This is a genomic window from Falsihalocynthiibacter arcticus (assembly GCF_000812665.2).
Classification (GTDB): Bacteria; Pseudomonadota; Alphaproteobacteria; order Rhodobacterales; family Rhodobacteraceae; genus Falsihalocynthiibacter; species Falsihalocynthiibacter arcticus.
In genome coordinates this window covers 649,918-668,223 of the sequence record NZ_CP014327.1, presented here as the reverse complement: position 1 = coordinate 668,223, position 18,306 = coordinate 649,918, and the positions used below count along the sequence as shown (strand labels likewise).

Genomic DNA, 18,306 nt, shown 5'->3' with positions numbered 1-18,306 from the left:
GGAGCAATAATGGGCCAAAGAAACGGCTGCCAGATGGTGCAGTTGTAGCGGAATAAAATTCCGCCAGTTTGTGCCCTTCGTTAATTCGGAGGGCGGGAGATTATACCGTGGATATTTATAGTCGTGTGCTTCGTGCTTGTCTGAAGGACGGTATGTCTGCTCGAGAAGCTGCGCGTTATTTCAACAAGGCCGTAAGGCGATAGCCAAGATGCTGAGGCATGCGTTGCCATCAGGTTGGGCCATCCTTCATAGTCATCCATTGCTAAACCGCTCCAGTACTGCGTTAAATATAGATACTTTCTCTTCGCTTGATAGCTGCAACATTCAGAACGAAGTGAAGGCAGCTGCCAGAGGTGACGCAGACCCAACATGGGCATTGGCGGCATAACACCCGCTATGAAACTGAAAATGGCCGCGTGAATTCTACGGCTGGACCCCATTAAAAATGGGGGATTACCAGGGCGCATAACCAAAAGATGACGGTTGTCAATCGCAGAGTAAAAAGGGACCAGATCGCGGCGTAAAATTGGTCCACTGAGTTCTCGGATGTTCTGCGCTTTGGTGCGCGTGCCCCCAAATAGCTAACGCGTGCCAAAGCGCATGTTGGCCCATGGGCCAACATTGTTCTGATCTTGATGTGTTTTGACTACTGGCGGTTCTTACGACTGTGTTTGAGCCTATAGCTTTCGCCGTTCATCTCAAGGATGTGGACGTGATGTGTCAAACGATCCAGCAAGGCTCCCGTGAGCCGCTCTGAGCCAAAGACTTCGGTCCATTCATCAAAGGGCAGGTTTGAGGTTATGATGATGGAACCACGTTCGTAGCACTGCGAGATCACCTCAAAGAGCAATTCTGCGCCGGATTTACTCAGAGGAACGAAGCCTAATTCATCAATGATCAACAGATTCTGGCTCGTCAGTTGCTTTTGCATGCGCTGCAATCGGAGCTCATCTTGGGCTTCTATCAGATCATGAACCAAGGCTGCCGCCGTCGTGAACCGTACTTTCAACCCTCTTTGGCACGCGGCTAATCCAAGTCCTAAAGCTATGTGGGTCTTGCCCGTTCCCGATGGGCCGAGGGCAATAATGTTTTCTCTGCGATCCACGTAGTCACATCGAGCCAAGTCCATCGTCAGTGGCTTGTTCAAGCTGGGCATGATCTTGAAGTCAAAACTATCCAGGCTTTTGGTGCTGGGGAACTTCGCCGCTTTGATCCGCCTTTCGATCATCCGCCGTTCGCGGTCAATTAACTCCATCTCGCACAGACGCGCCAGATATTGGATGTGGTCCTTATTCTCAGCAGCACAGATTTGGGCTTGTTTTGCGTACTCTCCTTGGAACGTTGGCAAGCGCAACTTCTTGAGGTGGTGGTGCAGAAGGATTTGGGGAGCATCTGTCATGCCGTGGCTCCCAGCAGGCTCATGTAACTGGATGGGCGTGTCGTGCCGACATTGGCCTTAGGCAAATACGGGTAGAAGTCCAAATCCAATCGCGGTGGCCGCTTCTCAATACGGCATAGCACAAGGTGTTTTACGGCATCATAGCCAATAGCGCCCAGATCAATGGCATGCTGGATTGCGCCTTGCACAACGTCCATCTCGAATGTTTCCAAAAGGCGCAGAACTTGAACGTATTCTCGCTTGCCCGGTTTGCCCATTCTGGCTTCGAGCAGTCGGTGCAGGGTGGCGAAGGCATCCGGTAGATTCCAGCCCTGCAAAGGGGCTGCCTGATCCAAAGCCCCCACCTTCTGCTCAATCAAGGGCAGGAAGTGGAGCGGGTCAAAGATCATATCCGCGGATAGGTAGGATCGTTTGTGCCGTGCAACGATCTCGTTACCGCAGCCGATGATAACCTCATGTACAAACCCACGCACATGAACATCGTGGTGTGCATAAGCCACCGGCACCGAGTAGTCATTGCTGCGATAGCGCACCATCGAGATCGAAGTGGCCCGTGTGTTGACATGGTCGCAGGCTTCATATTCCGCCACGGGCAACCCCATCAGCGCATCAAAATCGGATACCAAACGTTGACCTATGGTTTGGGTGTGGCCGCGCAAAGTATCGTCCTGACGTGCTAAACACTTCGCTTCCAGATGGGCGTTCAAATCATCAAAGCTGTCACAACGCGGCGCAGGGACCATGAAGTTGCGACGCGTATATCCAACCATGCCCTCAACGTTGCCTTTATCGTTTCCTCGCGCTGGTCGCCCGAACTTGTCATCGAACAGGTAATGGGATTGCAGCTCAGTGAACCGACGTGTGCGAATACGCGTTCTGTCCCCGAGTATCCGCGCAACGGCGATCTTGGTGTTGTCGTAGAGAATGGACTGCGGAATACCATCAAAGAACGCAAAGGCGGACACATGGCCGTCGCAGAATGCTTCCGTCGTCTCGGCAGGGTATCCCTTAACGAACACCGCATCAGAATGCGGTAAGCTCATTACAAAAAAATGGATCTTGCATTCCACGCCACCAATCACGCCAAGTGTCTCACCAAAATCAACCTGCGCGTGGCCTGGCCGATGCGACAACGGTACAAACACCTCTTTAGTGCGTCGCTTTTGTTCGCGAACGTAATAGGTCACTGTCGTCAAGCTTCCCGCGTACCCGTGTTCATCCCTCAAACGCTCAAAAATACGCTTGGCGGTGTGGCGCTGCTTTTTGATCAGGGCCTTATCTGTACGCAGTATATTATCGATGACACCAACATAATCATCAAGCGTTGGGCGACGCGGGGCTTCTGAACGCCGATAACCAGGAGGGAGCTCATGCCGCAACATCTTGGCTATCGTTTTGCGATCCTTGTTGAAATAACGCGCCGCTTCTCGAGTAGACATCCCGTCCTTCAAACAAGCACGGCGCACACGATTATAAATATCCACAGAATACATCTCCCGCCCTCCGAATAAACGAAGGACACAAACTGGCGGATTTTTACTCCGCTACAACTGCGATACGCAGCCGCTTCTGTGGCCCATTATTGCTCCGCGTTTTACAGGAGGAGTCCCCAAGAAGGATAGGAAATATAATAGATTGGTTCGGAGTTGTGCCCTTGTCTATGCCGCAGGTAGGCTGGCGAAGGAGTGGAACATTTTGCCCTTGCAAAAATGCACATGGCGTCAAAATTGTTTGTCTATTCTGGCGGGTTCAACTTCGCGGCGTGATCCAAACATTGACCGTATATCGGCATTGATCTCTGAAAACGAGGATAACATCATCATCTGCAGTCGAGAGGGAAAACCCCCAACGAAAAAAAACAATGACCCTCTCGGATTCTGCGTTCCGGACGAGTATGGCGGTGGAAAATACTATTTTCATATTGCACCGCTGAATCGGCTTCTTGGAGCGTACCCCAAAAGGTTCCTGAACAACCTGCGCGATCAGCACGTTTTACAGGGCGAAACGGGCAAGCTCGCTTCACGCCCACCTAAGTCGCTCGGGCAGAAAGGGCGCATGTACTGCATCACTCTGTGTAAAGAACAATTGATGTGAGTCTCAACTTGTGACCATGCCCTAGGTCTGGTGATCGCTGTCTAAACAGTAGCTTCATCAAGCATCACTTCTTGCAGCTTGATGAAACACGAGACCTTTAGCAGCGTCATCTGTATGCAACTTTTCTAAACACACTAACCACTAAACCTTTGACTAAATTGGTAAAATGTTTTTGCCGATCCTTTAATCTTGTGTAACTTGCGGAGAAAATTGATGAAAGATAATTACTTAACACCTGAAGAAGTTTCTGATCGTTTGGATATAAGCTTAAACCGATTGGAGGAGATGCGACGTGAGGTTGATGGACCAGCCTACGAAGTAGTTGACCGAAAAATAGTGCACACGAACGAAGCCGTTATAGCGTTTGAAATGGAGCAAATGAAAATGAACGAGGCAGTCCGTGAAGCCGATCTTTTGCCATGGAGTATGTCCAGGCGCAGCAAGAAAGCGCGCAAAGCGGCAGCAAAAAGCAGGAAGGGAAAAAACAAGTTTGGCTGGGAGAAACGCTAGTATCCAAATTCTCTTCCAAGCATAAGCCAAGTCTTTGGGAAATCGTGGCTAAACTTTTGTAAATGGACCATCCAAGTAATGGACCATCCAAAAATCTTTCCAACAGAGCCTACGATCTTAATTGCAGGAACAACGTCAACTTGAGACTACGGTGCAGTCGATGGAGAGTGGCAGGTTGAACCTCAAATATTCCGGCTTATCCCCATCGGCACCACACTTCGCAATATCAAAGCCCCCGACCTGTGACCTGTGAAGCGCAAGTTTCTCTTCAACACAAACTGCATGCCGTCACTGTCGAAAAGATATATCCGGGTCGGGGAGCAACCAACGATTACGCTATGGTGGGATATTCGCCCGTCAAACAATGCGAGGAGGACCTCACGTCCTGCGATCCGCTCACGTAAGATCTGATCTAATTCTTCGACTTTGGTAATATGCGACAGGGCTGGCTTTAGGGTTGCCCTAGGTCTTCCCCTTAGCGAAGAACTGCTGAGCAGAACCTTCGCTAATCTTCTTTGCCTCGCAATTTTCATGCCGTTGTAAACCGCATCTTTCCGGCTGGAATCGGCGGCCAATGCGTCAATACCATTCGTGAAAAGGGTCATGCAGGTTCTTTTTGTTAGGTGATGGTTTGGCGCGTGCAATACTCGGAGAGCATTAATGATCGCATAGAGACCACAAAGTGAATCCAAATCCCCTTGCTGATAGGGCTCGATCAATGCAGCGCCTGTATGGAGTTTCTGTACCATCATTGCGCCTCAGTATTCGCACGGCAACATAATGGTCAGCGCTCGGGCCGTGACATCCAAGTCCGCAGGATCGGGAGAACCGTTGCGCATATCTAAATCGTAATAGTCTATTTTCCAGAAGATCGCTTCGCCTCCCCACGTTAAACACCCAAAGTCGTGCTCGCCATACGGGTCGTTGCCTTCGCTGAAGTCATTGAATTCCGCTAGCGTGTGAAGCAGGCTTGCTTCAGCTCCTTTGGCCATTTCCGCGACGCCAATGCTTAGCAAAAGGTGTCCCCCTTTGAAGTCCTTTCGGAATTGGTCGTTCTGCTCGCGGATGAGGCTTGTGCGTTGGACATGAGTCATGTGTTCGATGCCGGTCATGGCTTCGTTCCTTTCAGTAAAACTGTGTTTGGAGGGGGTTAGATTAGGTTGACCAGTTGCCGCTGGATCATGCGGTCGCCTTGAATGTAGCGTTCGGTCGTGCTGAGCGATCTGTGCCCAGCCAATTCTTGAATATCTCGCAGGGATCCGTTGATTTTTGGCAGTAATCGCGCTGCCGTTGTAATGAAGGTACGTCGGCCTGAGTGTGAAGAGCACCCGGGCATATCTAGGTCATCATAGATCTGGCGAAACCAGTTCACCACAGAGCGTGGCGTCATCGGACCTCCACGCTCTGAACAAATGACAGGTCCGCTTTTAGGGCGTGCATCTTCTCGGTGCAGGCATCGCAGAGAGGCGCGTAACGCGATTGAGGTTGGAATGGAGCGCGTTTTCCCACCCTTCGTGATGCCCATTCCGAGTTCCATGGATTCGACCAGCTTGCCTGAGGGGCTAAGGACCATTGGCCACGTTAGGCCTGAAATTTCACAGGCACGAAGGCCCGCGTGAAAGCTGAGAAGTATTATCGTTCGGTTTCGAGTGGGCTGCCGCGTGTCTTCGACAGCTTTGAGAAGACGGCATAGCTCCGCCTTCCCCAGAATCTTGGCAGGTTGCTTTCGCATGGCTTTTCCAGATTTTAAATGAATGTATTCAATATATTAACACAAAGTGCGTTTTGGAGCAAATGGCCTGGAAAAGATGTTGAAACCTGGATTTTAAATAGCGCTCGGGCCGTGTTCAAGTGTTCAAGTGTGCAATTCAGCATTCCATATTTTGCTGTGCACTTTTTGCTTTGCAAAACTGTCAGTCAACTATATACATTCAATAACCTCACATGGAGTATTCGTTTTGCACGCTCATTCACTGATCCCCATCCTTTCGGAGAAATTCGATTTTCCCTTTGATGCTGCACGCAGAATAGACCGCGTGCTTGCAGAAGCCGGTCTGCGGGCAAAGGGAAAAGGGCGCAATTTACCCGACATGGACAGACGGGAGGCCTTGACCTTTCTGCTCGCGTGCATGGTTACAGACAAAATCACAAAGGCCAACGAAGAGGTTCTTAGGTGGCTCTCCGCGCGCGGAAAGGTAAATATGGCTCCCCCACCTGACGACCTAGACGGCTGGGACACCACAGACATAGAGGCGTCTATGGAGGAGGAGCATCATAAAGCAATGGAAGCTATGATCGCGCCAAATAAAAACCAAGAAGGTGAGGTCACCTTGATCGACTACCTCTTGGCAATGTGCAACCTGATCAAAGAAAGGGCCCTCAAGCCTGAATGCGTTCAGCTCGACATCGACTTTACTGATTTGAACGCCTGCGTGGTTTTAAACGACAAACATGGTGATGAGTTCATCGCTGACAGATTTTTTGTGATCGATCCTACGACTGACCTCCCGCAAGACCTCACGAGGAGGGCGACGGGTATCAAGCGCAAATGTTCGATCAAAGGCATCGCGCTCCTTGAGATCATAGACCGTACCTAAACTCTAACCACCAAAGTTTACATTCCCACAACTGGTTCGCCGGGCCAAGAAGGCTTGCCTGTCGGCAAAGCCAAATCGCAGATAGAAACCCCAAAAACGTCATGGCCAAAAGCGAGTTACAGAGATTACGCACTGCCCATGCCACAGTTGCAAAGCTCGTGGTGGATGACGTCGTTTACCTGCCGATATTTAAACGGCTGGAAGCCGAACTCGCGGCTGCCGAGGTGAAAGATAAGGGAGATGCTGTGGCTTATGCTCGCGCGGTACTTGCCACTCAGAATGCTATGCTTTGAACAATTTGGTGTAGTTGCTCGAGACTCGCCCCACGCCCATAGCGTTCACGGTCAAGTCTGTGCCCGAAAAGATCGCGGCGAATCCTATCATCCACGCCTGCCGCCAGCATTCGGTCCTCGAATGCGTGCCGCAAGCTGTAAAGGCTATGACCGGGTGTTTCTAAAAGCCTATTTTCGCGGAGGAACTTATTTACTGTAGCTGAAAGCGAAGGATTGTCCGCATACCGTGGGAACCCCTCAGGGCATTCACGAAAAGCCTCAAGACTCACGCCCGCCAGCGGAATAATGCGGCGCGAATAGGCGCTTTTGAGCTGCCGCCCATTGGGTTCAATCGAGACGTGCGGAACCGTGGTATCTAGCCGAATTTGTGCTGGTCCGAGCCCAGCACCTTCACTTGGGCGGTAGCCGGTATTCACCATCCCAAGTAAGATACAACGTGCCTCTTTGTTAAGTCCATCCAAGGCTCCTGCCTTCAAGAGCCGCCCCGTTATCCAGTCGCTGGAAAATGGTGGACGTTGGCGTTTCTCACCCTCTTGCAACAACAAATCACTCAGAGGAAGCACCAAGCCCAACCGCTTCATCCGGTTTACGGTTTTCAGAATATCCGATAGGTGGATTAAATCTTTGTTGGCGGAATTCGGCGTAAGACCCTCGGCCTCGATCCGATCTATCCACCATTGGCGGAAATCGAGCATATCGTCACCGGTAATCTCGGGAATTACTTTGTCACCTACAACGTCGATGAAATTTCGCACAGCTTTAAGGCGCGGGTTGCGCCAGCGTCGGAGCTGGTCATCTGATTTTCCGAAAGTCTTATCTTTGGTCAGCGACCAATACAGATCAAGGGCGCGCTGCACGGTCAGGCGAGGCTCTGAGGCGCCTCCGAGGAACGCGCCAGCGTCAAGTTTGTCGGGCTTCCCATTCACACTGCGGATCGCCTCCACACGCTCAAGCAGCGCCTCGTTCGGCAAGGCAGATACTTGTTTGGCAGGAAGATACCGAAAGCCTCGGGCTTGGGCGAGTTCACGCGCGGCCTCAAATCGCCGCTCGGCATCCTCCGAATGCCCCGCTAGCCTTGCTTCCCAAGCTTCGATCATCTCCGCCCACGCGGCCGAAGCCTTTGTCGCGGCAATTTTTTCTGAATCTGTGTGCAAGCTCACCCAGACTGTTTGGCGAGGCTCCACGGACGAGAAGCGCTGCGGAACGCGTTTTCGGATATAATAGGTGGTGTTGCGCAGGATCAGCTTCATTGCACGTGACTAGCAGGGCCGCCCCGTTTCTACAAGGATTTGTGCAGCACATTGTGCAGCAAAAAGTGCAGCAAATGGCACTCCAAATAGATTTAGGTGCGTGTGAAAATACAGAAATCCCTTTGTTTTCATATAGTTATCTGAAAATCAAAGGGAGGTTTCTGGCGGAGACGAAGGGATGAGTCGCCATTCGCATTTAACCTATTGAACTCACTGATTTTAAGGGATAATTCTCCGTCATGTGTGTGGTAAACGTGTGTGGAAATGGCAAAATACCTTCAAAAACGTCGGCGTCGCTGGTATGCGGTTCTAGAAATACCCAAAGACGTTCGTCAAAAGTTTGGCGGCAGCCCTCGTTTTGTTCAGAGTCTCGAGACCGAAAGCCTGTCAGTGGCTGAGACCCGTGTGCTTCGCGTGGTTGCCGACTGGAAAGATCTAATCTCTGCAGCAAGGGGTGACGGAGGGTTTGTAGAGTCTGATTATGTCGCTAAAGCGTTAGTGTGGCGTGACGGTATATGTAATGCCCAGCACTCAGAGAACGAAAAGTTTACCATACAGTCAATTATTGACGACGACCTTCAAGCCATAGCGTTAAAAAAAAACCCAACCGCAATGGTGATGTCAAAGATAGCGTACGGAGAAACATATCCTCTGGACCGTGATATTGAGGCTTGGCTTGCGTCGCAGGAAGTTCAAGAAAAAACACGAGATATGAAGCGCTCCGATGCAACTCGCTTTGCGACTAGGTTCAAATTCACTGATCAAGTTAACCGCCAGTCACTTTTGAATTGGGCGCACGATTTGCAAATTAGAGATCAATTAAAGCCCCCTACAGTCAGGCGGATTATTTCTCATACTCGTGGGTATTGGGATTACCTACATATCTTAGGCCACATCCACGACAGGGAAACTGTTTTTGATAGGGTCGGCCCCAAGAAGCTCACAAAGTCAAAGTCGGCAAAAAGTGAGAGACGACAAGCTTTTTCTTCTTCAGATTTGCCAAAATTGTTGCTTGGAGCCTTGGACAAAAAAGATTGTCAACTTGCCCAGCTAATCTGGTTGGGGATTTGGACGGGATGCAGAATTGAGGAGCTTTGCAGCCTCAAAGTATCGGATGTTGAAGTCGAATTTTTTATAGTCAAAGATGCCAAGACACAGGCTGGGTTAAGGAGTGTTCCAATTCACCCAAGGCTTGCACCTATGATCCGTCATCTCTGCTCCAATAGTTCAGATGGCTATTTGATTTCGGGATTGTCATTCAATAAATACGATGACCGTTCTAATGCTATCGGTAAAAGGTTTGGACGGCTTAAGTCGGCGTTGGGATTTGACCAAAGGCTTGTGTTCCACAGTCTTCGCAAGACCTTCACCACGGAGCTTGAAAACGCAGGTGTACCAGAGAACGTTACCGCTGACATCGTAGGTCACGAGAAAAAGACCCTTACCTATGGATTGTACTCTAAGGGAAACAGGATCGAAGTCCTACAAAAAGCTATCCGCAAAATAACGCTAGAAATTGATCCGAGCATTGATCTGCTATTGGTTTCTTAGCTGTTTTCGAGTTTGCAATTTTCTCGTACAATCCTTTTCTTGTTGGCTACGTCCGCCTTCAAAGTTCACGATTTCGGCGGAGAACGGACATTCGCTGCGCTCTACATTTAGGCCTGCTATGCGGACTTTTCTACCCTTCGCTGCACATGCGCAAAAGGCTGCTTTGCCGATATTCTTATCATTGTTGGATGAAGCTGATTTTCGACCCAGTGATCTTACTAATCATTCCACCAGTATTTATAGCACTGTAAATTGATCTTGGCGGGCGAGCGGATTCGTCAACACTACGATGAACCCAATCTCTACTCTCCATAGATTTCAATGACAGTGACAAAGCGCGATCAGTGATCGTGTGTAAGTTTCGCTTGATGTCGTTGAAGTGGCTCGGTGTTTGAAGTGATGTTAACACCGGCAAAGTCCATGACTTGCGAAGCAAGCTCTGATCATCTTCAGAAGATACGCGATGAATTTTATCTGCAATTGCGGCCGCTTCTTTTCCAAGCTGCGTAAGACGAAACTCTGGTCGCAGCGGGTGGCCATAACCGGGATTTCTTTCCAGTAATCCATGCTCGATGAGATGGTCCATGCTTTGGGCGAATGCAGTTCTGCTCGCGCCAGTGGCTGCCAGCAACGGCGCCTGACGCCCTGCCACACCGACGTATAGGCTTGATAATATTGGCAAAGCCCAAGCCCTCGAAGTAATGTTGACAAACGAAATTATGTCCATAAAGTATAGTTACTGCATTTTGGATCAAAAGGAAAGCTCATGGCACTTATTACGTTGGATAAAACAATCAATATCGCGTTTTCCGTTAAAGACCGCCACGCAAGCGCGAAGTGGTATAAAAGTATGCTGGGGTTTGAGACGATCTATCATGCAGACGAAGCAGGCTGGTCAGAGCTCCAAACGAACACCGTTGGCGTAACAATTGGCCTTGGCGAGCATACCAAGCCTACACCTGGAAACTGTGTTCCTGTTTTTGGGATCGCCGATCTGGACGCTGCTCGGCAGAAGTTAGAGCAAGCTAAAGTGAAGTTTGACGGTGAGACAGACGTGGTGGAAGGCATGGTCAAGACTGCAACCTTTTATGATCCAGATGGTAACGCTCTCATGCTCGCCGAGGATTTAACGGGAGGATCGTGACACTCTCGAAGGCCTCTTTGCCCCATAGCCGTCGTTCGACCTCACCGCGGCATTTGTCAGTATGGGCTCTTTGCCGACTTTCGCTGCCGTTTGCTGTCGATGTGTGAACGACCGCTTTGATCAATACAGGCATTGTTTCTGAACGTGTCTGGAAATGTCCAATGGATCACATCCAACTGCGGATAGTTTGAAAAAACTGCTTTCTAGACCCAGCCGGTATTGCGAGTAAGATGAAGAACGTCGACAGTGGTGCGGCAAGGGTAAACGCCCACGCGAGGGCCCAAACCGGAGCGACAAAGGCCGTTTCTATAGCTGATGCAAAGGCAAAAGCCACCAGACTAGACCCTGATGCAATGATGGACGCCCCCAGCCCCGCCAAGTCACCAAGCGGGCGCATCGCAAACGCATTGAGGTTGCCAAACAAAAGACCGAGAGCAAAGAAGCCAAACCAAGTTAAGCCAAGCAGAATGGCCAGCGGGGGATGACCCGCGTAAAGTACGGCGGCAATCAAAAGCCCTGCGCCCGACAGTCCCAACACCAATAGGCCTGCGAAAATCGGAGCCTCCATGCCCGTGCGCCCAACCAGCCAAACGTTCATCATAAGAGCGAATGCTGTTCCCGTTGCCAGAAGTGCAAAAAACACGGGCATCATTGCTGAGACACCATAAACCACGCCAAAAAGGTTTGCAGCCACAGCAAAATAGGTAAGCTGTGCACCGAAGACGAAACCGGTTGCTATGACAATCGGTATCACGTCGTTGCGAACCAGAATCTTCCGGATATTTTGCCACAGCTTACGTGGATTTAGGGGGACGCGCTTCTCGTCAGGCAGCGTCTCGGGATGCCGAAGCCACAGCCATGCGCCCAACCCTACCGCCAATGTTAGATACGACCAGAACACACCCCGCCATCCAGCGACCGCAGCGATCAGCGCACCCAACGCAGGTGCAATCATCGGCACAAGGATGAGCAAGGTGAAAATAACCGACATGATTTTGGCCATTTCAGCGCCTTCATATCGGTCCCGGATCATCGCACGTGTCCCGATTTTCGGCCCGGCGACGCCTATACCCTGAAGCAACCTCCCCGCGATTACCGCCGCAAAGTTTTCTGCCGTGGCGGCGACCATTGTGCCAATAATGAACACTACAAGCCCTGCAATCACGGCAGAGCGGCGCCCCAAGGCATCACTAATTGGGCCAATTACTAATTCTCCGACGGCCATACCTAAGACAAAGGCTGTAATAATTTGCGCGCCTGAGAACGACGATTCTGCGTCAAAAGCACTTTCTATCATAAGCATTGCCGGTAGCACGCCATCGATCGCGAAAGCAGTCAGTGCGGTCAACGCGACATAGAGAGAAAGACGTTCAACACGGCTCATCAATTTTTTCCTTGATAAAAGATGGGTTAAGCTCACCCCATAGTCTGGAATACGCTCGACAGATTTTCAATAACGTAAAGCGCTTAACCATGGTAGCCGACATTCGTGCAGCGTGTAGCATCCGGTAAATTGGGCTCGAACCAGTCATTCGCTGCGACGGACACCAAGGTCAGCAAAGAGCCGTTCACGTCATTGATGGGCGAGTGAGTTGGTCAAATTGCTGCATCACGCCTATTTCTACCATAAGGGCGGAAAGGAGCCGTTCGCTGCGTAATGCGCCATTGTCTGCTATGAGTAGTTTTCAGAATTTGATCGCTGCCATTTCTACGGCGGCTTCCGGCGAGGTTTGATGCAGATCAATGTGCATTTGCTTGGATCATGTTCCTACTAACGAAAGCGTTTGGTCTTTGAAAGTGGAGTTGAAAAATGTCCGACAGCGAAACAATGAATTACCTACAAAAAGCACTGCATATGGAATTGACAGCCGCTCACCAGTATCAGCTACATTCCCATGTTCTTGATGATTGGGGCTTAGATAAACTTGCAGCCCAGATGCGGGTGGAAATGCAAGAAGAGTTGGGACACTCTGACTTGTATATTGCAAGAATTATGTTCTTCAACGGAAAGCCTGATTTAGACTTTTATAAGAAACCTGTTCAAGCCGAATCCCTTGTGGATATGTTCAAATCTGATTTGGCCGACGAGGAAGAAGCAATTCAATTTTACACCCTTGCTGCCCAACATGCGATGAAAGTAGGTGACATTGGTTCTCGGACCCTCTTCGAACAGATTGTACTTGATGAAGAGGGTCACAAAAGCTGGCTTGAGCTTCAACTTAGCCTAATTGAGCGTCTCGGTGAAAAATCATTTAGCGCAAAATATGTTTCAGGTGCAGCCTCTGCAGAATAGGCGTAAAAACCTGTCTCCTAACTACTCACGATCATATATAAGAAATTAGTCATCTGTGGCATTGCAACATTTCGGTAAAATGGGCTCAAACCTGCCATTAGCTTCGTGATGTGGCTAGGTCCGGTTTGGGCCGGGCCTGTCGATCAAATCAAGCCTGTTTAGCAGGATTGCGGCGATGCGGCCAACGGCAGTAACGAGCCCAAGCAGACAACTCACTTGAGTTCGTACATTGGTGGGGCTGTTCACCAATTCTGCGGATGTTTGGTCTACTTGAGCATTGGATCAATAAGACCTATCGTGAAGTTGGTACCGAAGCCTCACGATAGATGCTCACCGGTCTCACTCCGTAAATTGCAATACAATTTCTCTATCTGAACAAAGGATTACTAAGACGATGAAGCATCTCAGACTTCTTTATCTGGCAGCCGCTGTTGCTTCCGTATCATTGCCACTGATGGCATCGGCTGACGCAATCACGGTAAACGTAGACAACTTTGATCGCGCTCAAACCGACATGGAATTTGAGGGCATCATCAAGATGTCCGGCAGTATCAACACGCTGCACCACAATCGGACGCCGACACCGGTCGACAAGCAGAACGTCATCCGGATGAACCGTGACACGCTTTATAGTCTCGGAGTGGTCGATATCTCCAAAGGCGCGACCGTCACATTGCCCGACACCGGCAAGCGTTACATGTCGATGATGGTCATCAATAACGATGGCTACGTCAACGAGGTGTTCTACGGCGGCGGCGCTCATAAACTAACCGTCGACAAGTTCGATACCCCCGTTGTCGGGCTCGTCATACGGACACTGGCAAACCCAGAGGATAAGGCCGATCTCGCCGAAGCCCACGCGCTTCAGGATAAGATCGAGATAACCGCCGGGTCCGATTCCGCTTTTTCCATGCCCGATTACGACCAGACGAGTTACAAGGCGACGCTTGAGCCAATTCTCGACCTAGCCAAGGGGCTCGGACGCTACATCGACACCTTCGGCTCGAAAGAAGAGGTCAATCCGGTTCACTTTATGATCGGAACAGCCTCGGCTTGGGGCGGCTTGCCGGACAAGGACGCAGTTTATGTGAACGTGCAGCCAGATTTGCCTGTCGGCGAGTACGAACTCACCGTCAAGGATGTGCCGGTCAAGGGATTCTGGTCAATCAGCCTTTATAACGCCAAGGGCTATTTCCAGGAAAATGGCCTCAAGGCCTACAGCCTGAACAACCTGACCGCTAAACCTGACAGCAACGGGTCCTTTACCATTCGTTTTGGCGGCTGCGGCGCTGGGGTAGAAAACTGCCTACCGATCATGGATGGATGGAACTATGCTGTTCGTATGTATGAACCCGAACAATCAATTCAGGACGGAACCTGGACTTTCCCCGGGCCGCCAACACCAAAAGCAAAATAGGCAGAGAAAAGGCCTCGTTGTCCGCAAGTGAGACATCCAACACTTGCGTAGCGAACATCCTGATTTGATTTTTGCCAATCAAGATGTTCGCACCCACCGCTGTGGGGAGCCCAAGTGAAAACAACTTTTGCCTTGCTCGAGTTTGGTGAGTGCCTAGTGTTGCCGCGAAACGTTAGTTGTTCGAATAAGAAACAGGAGAAATTTAATGATCCGCCCCACCACTGCACTTGGAATCTGTCTTTCGGTCCTATTGTCAACACCGGCTGTATCGCAGGTTTCCCAAGAAGAACTCGACGCAATCTCCATACCTGACAAGATTGAGACAACGATCGGTTCGCTCGAGTTCTTTGACGGAGTCCCTACCGACGCTACTATCAATGCACTCTATGACAATCTCGATCGGTCGCGTGCACTGCAGGTTTTCCTCGACAATCAGGGAGCAGCATCAATTCATGCGATGCGGACCGGCAATGCCAGCATCGGTGCAGACAGTTCGAACAAATTTACAATCACCGAGCAGTTGCTGCAGCCGGAGTCCTTGTACCTGACAGGCAACACCTCGACGCTTTATTCTCTTGGCTATGTCGACCTGAAGAAGGAAGGCCCGCTTGTCTTGGAACTTCCGCCGGGTATGTTGGGATTTGTCGATGATGCTTGGTTCAGGTTCGTCGAAAACCTTGGTGCGATCGGGCCCGACAAAGGCAAAGGCGGAAAATATCTGCTCCTGCCCCCGGATCACCAAGGTGACGTGCCCGAGGGGTATTTCGTTGTCAAATCTGATACATATAGCAATCTGGTTTTTCTTCGTGGCTCTGTCGCGAAGGGGCTTGAACCCGCGGTCGAGAATATCAAGTCCAACCTCAAAGTGTATCCGCTGGCGCAAGCTGAAAACCCCCTGAAACTGAGTTTGTCAACTTCTCCGGCAAGAGCTACAATACGATTGCACCAAATGATTTCAGCTTTTTCGAAGGCCTCAACGCCGTGGTTCAGGAAGAGCCGATCGACGCAATCGGCCCGGAGTCACGGGGCCTTTTGGCCGCAATTGGCATTGTAAAGGGTCAGCCCTTCAACCCCGATGCGCGAATGAAGAAGCTGTTGAGCGAGGCAGCAACAATCGGAAACGCGACGGCACGGGCCATCACCTACCAGCCACGTATCGATGGCGTGTTCATTTATCCCGATACGAACAGCGTCTGGACTACCGCCTACGCGAACAAAAACACGACCTTCGAGGCCAACGGCGCGATGGGTCTTGATGCACGAGTTTTGTTTTACTTCAATGCGACCGGTGTAACGCAGGCGATGGCGGCCACGACTGTAGGTCAGGGGTCCGACTATGCCCTTGCCTATCTCGATGCCAATAAGAAGCCACTTGATGGGTCCAAGACGTACAAGCTGAGCCTGCCGCCAAATGTGCCCGTCAACAATTTCTGGGCTGTCACGCTATACGACACACAGACGCGCTCCTTGCTTCAAACCGGGCAGAAATTCCCGACCATCGGCAGCCAGACCAAGGGCATGACCAAGAACGCCGACGGGTCTTATGACGTGTACTTCGCGCCCGAGGCACCCGAGGGCAAGGAGGGAAACTGGCTTCAGACCGTCCCGAGTAAGAGCTGGTTCACGATCCTGCGGATGTACGGCCCGCTGGAGCCCTGGATCAACAAGACCTGGCGGCCCGGTGAGATCGCATTAGTTGAGTAGAAGCGGCTCGGACTAACGAAGTGACCGTGCGCTGGTTGATGACTGGTGCACGGTATCCCGCCTCAGATCGTGCATTTCGAAACTGCTCAGACACACGCGAGTGGATAGCGGAAATGCTCGCCAAGCGGACCCTTGCCAACATCTGCCGAAGGTCCGCTAGCCGCAGAAAGCCGCTCTCTAAAGGCCTTTTTTGAATAACTACTTTGTGCCGGAAGTGGACCTCACTGAAGAAAAGTTGAGAGGCCGCTTAGTCCCGCGAACTGTGAATTCGTCTATCAACTGATTTTGCGGTTGCGGCGAAAGTCCGCAATGACGGGCTGCACCGCAGCATGACCGAGGCGGGCGAACGGCAGGTTTGGGCCGAAAGCGGAAGTACTCTTAAAAATCTGTAACTGCGTTTTATATCCGTCGCCATATAAAAGGTGGAATATAAAGCCAGTTGAAAGAATTGAGCTGTTCCCTAAAATAATTAGTTGGCTCTCCAAGAAAAACAAGACCGAAATCTTGCAGAAAGCTATATGCAAAATAACCATTAGAAAATGGCCCGAGCGTTGATCGTTCTCTAGTTCACATATTGTTCTCTTTTTTCTGTTGCGGCAAACGGCCTTACAAGGAGATTAGGAACCAACAATTGCCCAAACCCTTATGTAATGGAGGAGTGTTCTGTCGTGGATCGATCCAAAGGACCGAGCCTTGAACGAACAGTAAGTTGGCAATGGAAGTCTATCTCCAAAATATTAACCATTTGGAGGAAGTTTAATGAAACCCATCAACAGAACTAAAGAATCTAGCGTTAATTGCATGCGAGGCAATAAATCCGTGTCACGTAGGGAGAAAGCCGTAGCAGCTATCATGTCGATGAAGCTCAAAAGCAAAGAAATCTACCAGAGTCAGGGAGCTAAGTGAAACTTTAGGTTGCAAACTTCGGCCAAATTTCAGGATTGCAACTAATGGGGCAGAGGAATTTTCTTTTGCTTGATACTCATCAGATTTATAGTAACAAGAATAACAACACTAAAACCCCCATTTTTTGAAACTGCTTTACAGCAACCCCCACCCCCCTCTGGAAAATGAAACAATAGATGCTTGGCACTCTGGCTTCAGCTTCGTTGAGCTTCAACAAGCAGTATCTGATCTAGAAGTAGCCAAATCATCTGACGGTAATTTTACGGGATAAGTTGGCGTCGTGCTGTGTTTTTAAAGCAACTTTCTCTGGCCACACTTTGCTTCCTGCTTGTAGTTTTGCTGCCAATAGGCCTTGCCCTTATGTCAGTCTTTCTCCGTGACGCTATAGCATGACTATGGAGTGGGTTTTGTCTTTTGGCAGACACTCCGTCGCAACATCTTAGACATCAATGGCAGACAAGGAGAAAAGCAAAATGCTTATCGGATATGCACGAACATCTACGCTTGAACAGAAGGCAGGAATAGAGGCTCAGAGAGAGTCACTGAAGGCCCTTGGCTGTGAGAGGCTCTATGAGGAGCAGGTTAGCTCTGTGGCCACCAGAGAGGCGCTAAAAGCCGCTATGGAGTACGCTAGGCAAGGGGATACATTGGTTGTCACCAAGCTTGACAGGTTGGCCCGTTCCGTTCGCAATCTTGGGGAAATTGTTGAGCAGCTAGAGGCCACAGGAGTTGAGCTGAGGATCGTTGATCTTGGCTTGGATACTTCAAATGCGACTGGCAAGTTAATGCTGAACGTACTGGGGTCAGTAGCTCAGTTTGAGCGGGAAATGATGCTGGAACGTCAGAGAGAAGGCATTGTCAAGGCTAAGCGGGAGGGGAAGTACAAGGGCCGAAAGCCGACAGCACGTCAGCAAACACCTGAGATACGCCAAATGGTAGCTGAAGGAGTGAGTAAGCGGGATGTAGCTAAAGCGCTGGGCGTCTCGGAGCGGTCAATCTATAGGGCATTAAAGGGCTAATACCGTGATCTATTGATTTCGGGAGAGGGCCAGAAATATCTCTAGCTACGCCTATTACATAACAACGTTTGGCCAAAAATTTGCCGCTCAACTGGTGCTTGGAATGCCGTAGTTCAGCCTCTCAAAGCG

17 protein-coding genes are annotated in these 18,306 nt (G+C 50.3%); 9 read left to right on the top strand and 8 right to left on the bottom strand.

Features of this window, described 5'->3' with window-relative positions; translation table 11 throughout:
* Window positions 1-646: 646 nt before the first annotated feature.
* Together istB and istA are read right to left on the bottom strand one after the other, a co-directional pair.
* A complete protein-coding gene (gene istB, locus RC74_RS03295; RefSeq protein ID WP_062628126.1) occupies window positions 647-1,399 on the bottom strand; it encodes an IS21-like element helper ATPase IstB in 753 nt (250 codons plus the stop codon).
* The gene (gene istA / locus RC74_RS03290; protein ID WP_062628125.1) at window positions 1,396-2,892 is read right to left on the bottom strand and encodes an IS21 family transposase; all 1,497 of its coding nucleotides are present in this window, start codon (window positions 2,890-2,892) and stop codon (window positions 1,396-1,398) included. The genes istB and istA overlap by 4 nt, the downstream gene beginning before the upstream one ends.
* Window positions 2,893-3,706: 814 nt before the next feature.
* On the opposite strand from istA, the gene RC74_RS03280 reads away from it, so the two are divergent.
* Window positions 3,707-4,003 (top strand): hypothetical protein, encoded by a 297-nt coding sequence (locus tag RC74_RS03280; RefSeq protein ID WP_039004028.1) that lies wholly within the window; start codon window positions 3,707-3,709, stop codon window positions 4,001-4,003.
* Between the two features lie 182 nt (window positions 4,004-4,185).
* Here RC74_RS03280 and RC74_RS03275 read toward each other — a convergent pair whose 3' ends face one another.
* Genes RC74_RS03275 through RC74_RS03265 form a run of 3 tightly spaced genes read right to left on the bottom strand, consistent with a single transcriptional unit; the run spans window position 4,186 to window position 5,735 of the window.
* The gene (locus tag RC74_RS03275) at window positions 4,186-4,755 is read right to left on the bottom strand and encodes a hypothetical protein (protein WP_039004027.1); all 570 of its coding nucleotides are present in this window, start codon (window positions 4,753-4,755) and stop codon (window positions 4,186-4,188) included.
* Between the two features lie 6 nt (window positions 4,756-4,761).
* Window positions 4,762-5,115 (bottom strand): DUF3768 domain-containing protein, encoded by a 354-nt coding sequence (locus tag RC74_RS03270; RefSeq protein ID WP_179946755.1) that lies wholly within the window; start codon window positions 5,113-5,115, stop codon window positions 4,762-4,764.
* 38 nt (window positions 5,116-5,153) lie between these two features.
* The gene (locus RC74_RS03265) at window positions 5,154-5,735 is read right to left on the bottom strand and encodes a tyrosine-type recombinase/integrase (protein ID WP_039004026.1); all 582 of its coding nucleotides are present in this window, start codon (window positions 5,733-5,735) and stop codon (window positions 5,154-5,156) included.
* A 226-nt stretch (window positions 5,736-5,961) separates the two neighbouring features.
* Between RC74_RS03265 and RC74_RS03260 the strand changes: the two genes are divergently transcribed.
* A complete protein-coding gene (locus RC74_RS03260; protein WP_039004025.1) occupies window positions 5,962-6,600 on the top strand; it encodes a hypothetical protein in 639 nt (212 codons plus the stop codon).
* 274 nt (window positions 6,601-6,874) lie between these two features.
* Here RC74_RS03260 and RC74_RS03250 read toward each other — a convergent pair whose 3' ends face one another.
* A complete protein-coding gene (locus RC74_RS03250; protein ID WP_039004023.1) occupies window positions 6,875-8,143 on the bottom strand; it encodes a DUF6538 domain-containing protein in 1,269 nt (422 codons plus the stop codon).
* Between the two features lie 264 nt (window positions 8,144-8,407).
* Here RC74_RS03250 and RC74_RS03240 point away from each other — a divergent pair, with 264 nt between their 5' ends.
* Complete coding sequence (locus RC74_RS03240; protein WP_156477405.1) at window positions 8,408-9,694, top strand: tyrosine-type recombinase/integrase; 1,287 nt, start codon at window positions 8,408-8,410, stop codon at window positions 9,692-9,694.
* A 178-nt stretch (window positions 9,695-9,872) separates the two neighbouring features.
* Here RC74_RS03240 and RC74_RS03235 read toward each other — a convergent pair whose 3' ends face one another.
* Complete coding sequence (locus RC74_RS03235) at window positions 9,873-10,421, bottom strand: winged helix-turn-helix transcriptional regulator (RefSeq protein WP_039004021.1); 549 nt, start codon at window positions 10,419-10,421, stop codon at window positions 9,873-9,875.
* A 39-nt stretch (window positions 10,422-10,460) separates the two neighbouring features.
* Here RC74_RS03235 and RC74_RS03230 point away from each other — a divergent pair, with 39 nt between their 5' ends.
* Window positions 10,461-10,838, top strand: a complete 378-nt coding sequence (locus tag RC74_RS03230) for a VOC family protein (protein ID WP_039004020.1) — start codon at window positions 10,461-10,463, stop codon at window positions 10,836-10,838.
* A gap of 166 nt (window positions 10,839-11,004) precedes the next feature.
* On the opposite strand, the gene RC74_RS03225 is transcribed toward RC74_RS03230, so the two are convergent.
* Window positions 11,005-12,222, bottom strand: a complete 1,218-nt coding sequence (locus tag RC74_RS03225) for an MFS transporter (protein WP_052275081.1) — start codon at window positions 12,220-12,222, stop codon at window positions 11,005-11,007.
* Between the two features lie 426 nt (window positions 12,223-12,648).
* Between RC74_RS03225 and RC74_RS03220 the strand changes: the two genes are divergently transcribed.
* From RC74_RS03220 to RC74_RS03200, 5 genes are all read left to right on the top strand, one after another.
* Window positions 12,649-13,131, top strand: coding sequence for a bacterioferritin (locus tag RC74_RS03220; RefSeq protein WP_039004018.1), 483 nt, complete (start codon window positions 12,649-12,651; stop codon window positions 13,129-13,131).
* Window positions 13,132-13,525: 394 nt separating this feature from the next.
* Window positions 13,526-14,548, top strand: a complete 1,023-nt coding sequence (locus tag RC74_RS03215; RefSeq protein ID WP_082802170.1) for a DUF1254 domain-containing protein — start codon at window positions 13,526-13,528, stop codon at window positions 14,546-14,548.
* A 520-nt stretch (window positions 14,549-15,068) separates the two neighbouring features.
* The gene (locus RC74_RS23665; protein WP_417935184.1) at window positions 15,069-15,602 is read left to right on the top strand and encodes a DUF1254 domain-containing protein; all 534 of its coding nucleotides are present in this window, start codon (window positions 15,069-15,071) and stop codon (window positions 15,600-15,602) included.
* Window positions 15,581-16,252 carry a DUF1214 domain-containing protein gene (locus tag RC74_RS22640; protein ID WP_218918106.1) on the top strand — a complete coding sequence of 224 codons (672 nt, stop codon included), beginning with the start codon at window positions 15,581-15,583 and terminating at the stop codon, window positions 16,250-16,252. Before RC74_RS23665 ends, RC74_RS22640 begins: the two co-directional genes overlap by 22 nt.
* A gap of 1,379 nt (window positions 16,253-17,631) precedes the next feature.
* Window positions 17,632-18,177, top strand: coding sequence for a recombinase family protein (locus tag RC74_RS03200; protein ID WP_039004015.1), 546 nt, complete (start codon window positions 17,632-17,634; stop codon window positions 18,175-18,177).
* The last annotated feature ends 129 nt before the right edge of the window (window positions 18,178-18,306 follow it).

Excerpts from the sequence above, each read along its gene's own strand:
- istB (WP_062628126.1), bottom strand. The coding sequence starts at position 1,399 with ATGACAGATGCTCCCCAAATCCTTCTGCACCACCACCTCAAGAAGTTG.
- istA (WP_062628125.1), bottom strand. The coding sequence starts at position 2,892 with ATGTATTCTGTGGATATTTATAATCGTGTGCGCCGTGCTTGTTTGAAG.
- RC74_RS03280 (WP_039004028.1), top strand. The coding sequence starts at position 3,707 with ATGAAAGATAATTACTTAACACCTGAAGAAGTTTCTGATCGTTTGGAT.
- RC74_RS03275 (WP_039004027.1), bottom strand. The coding sequence starts at position 4,755 with ATGATGGTACAGAAACTCCATACAGGCGCTGCATTGATCGAGCCCTAT.
- RC74_RS03270 (WP_179946755.1), bottom strand. The coding sequence starts at position 5,115 with ATGACCGGCATCGAACACATGACTCATGTCCAACGCACAAGCCTCATC.
- RC74_RS03265 (WP_039004026.1), bottom strand. The coding sequence starts at position 5,735 with ATGCGAAAGCAACCTGCCAAGATTCTGGGGAAGGCGGAGCTATGCCGT.
- RC74_RS03250 (WP_039004023.1), bottom strand. The coding sequence starts at position 8,143 with ATGAAGCTGATCCTGCGCAACACCACCTATTATATCCGAAAACGCGTT.
- RC74_RS03240 (WP_156477405.1), top strand. The coding sequence starts at position 8,408 with ATGGCAAAATACCTTCAAAAACGTCGGCGTCGCTGGTATGCGGTTCTA.
- RC74_RS03235 (WP_039004021.1), bottom strand. The coding sequence starts at position 10,421 with ATGGACATAATTTCGTTTGTCAACATTACTTCGAGGGCTTGGGCTTTG.
- RC74_RS03230 (WP_039004020.1), top strand. The coding sequence starts at position 10,461 with ATGGCACTTATTACGTTGGATAAAACAATCAATATCGCGTTTTCCGTT.
- RC74_RS03225 (WP_052275081.1), bottom strand. The coding sequence starts at position 12,222 with ATGAGCCGTGTTGAACGTCTTTCTCTCTATGTCGCGTTGACCGCACTG.
- RC74_RS03220 (WP_039004018.1), top strand. The coding sequence starts at position 12,649 with ATGTCCGACAGCGAAACAATGAATTACCTACAAAAAGCACTGCATATG.
- RC74_RS03215 (WP_082802170.1), top strand. The coding sequence starts at position 13,526 with ATGAAGCATCTCAGACTTCTTTATCTGGCAGCCGCTGTTGCTTCCGTA.
- RC74_RS03200 (WP_039004015.1), top strand. The coding sequence starts at position 17,632 with ATGCTTATCGGATATGCACGAACATCTACGCTTGAACAGAAGGCAGGA.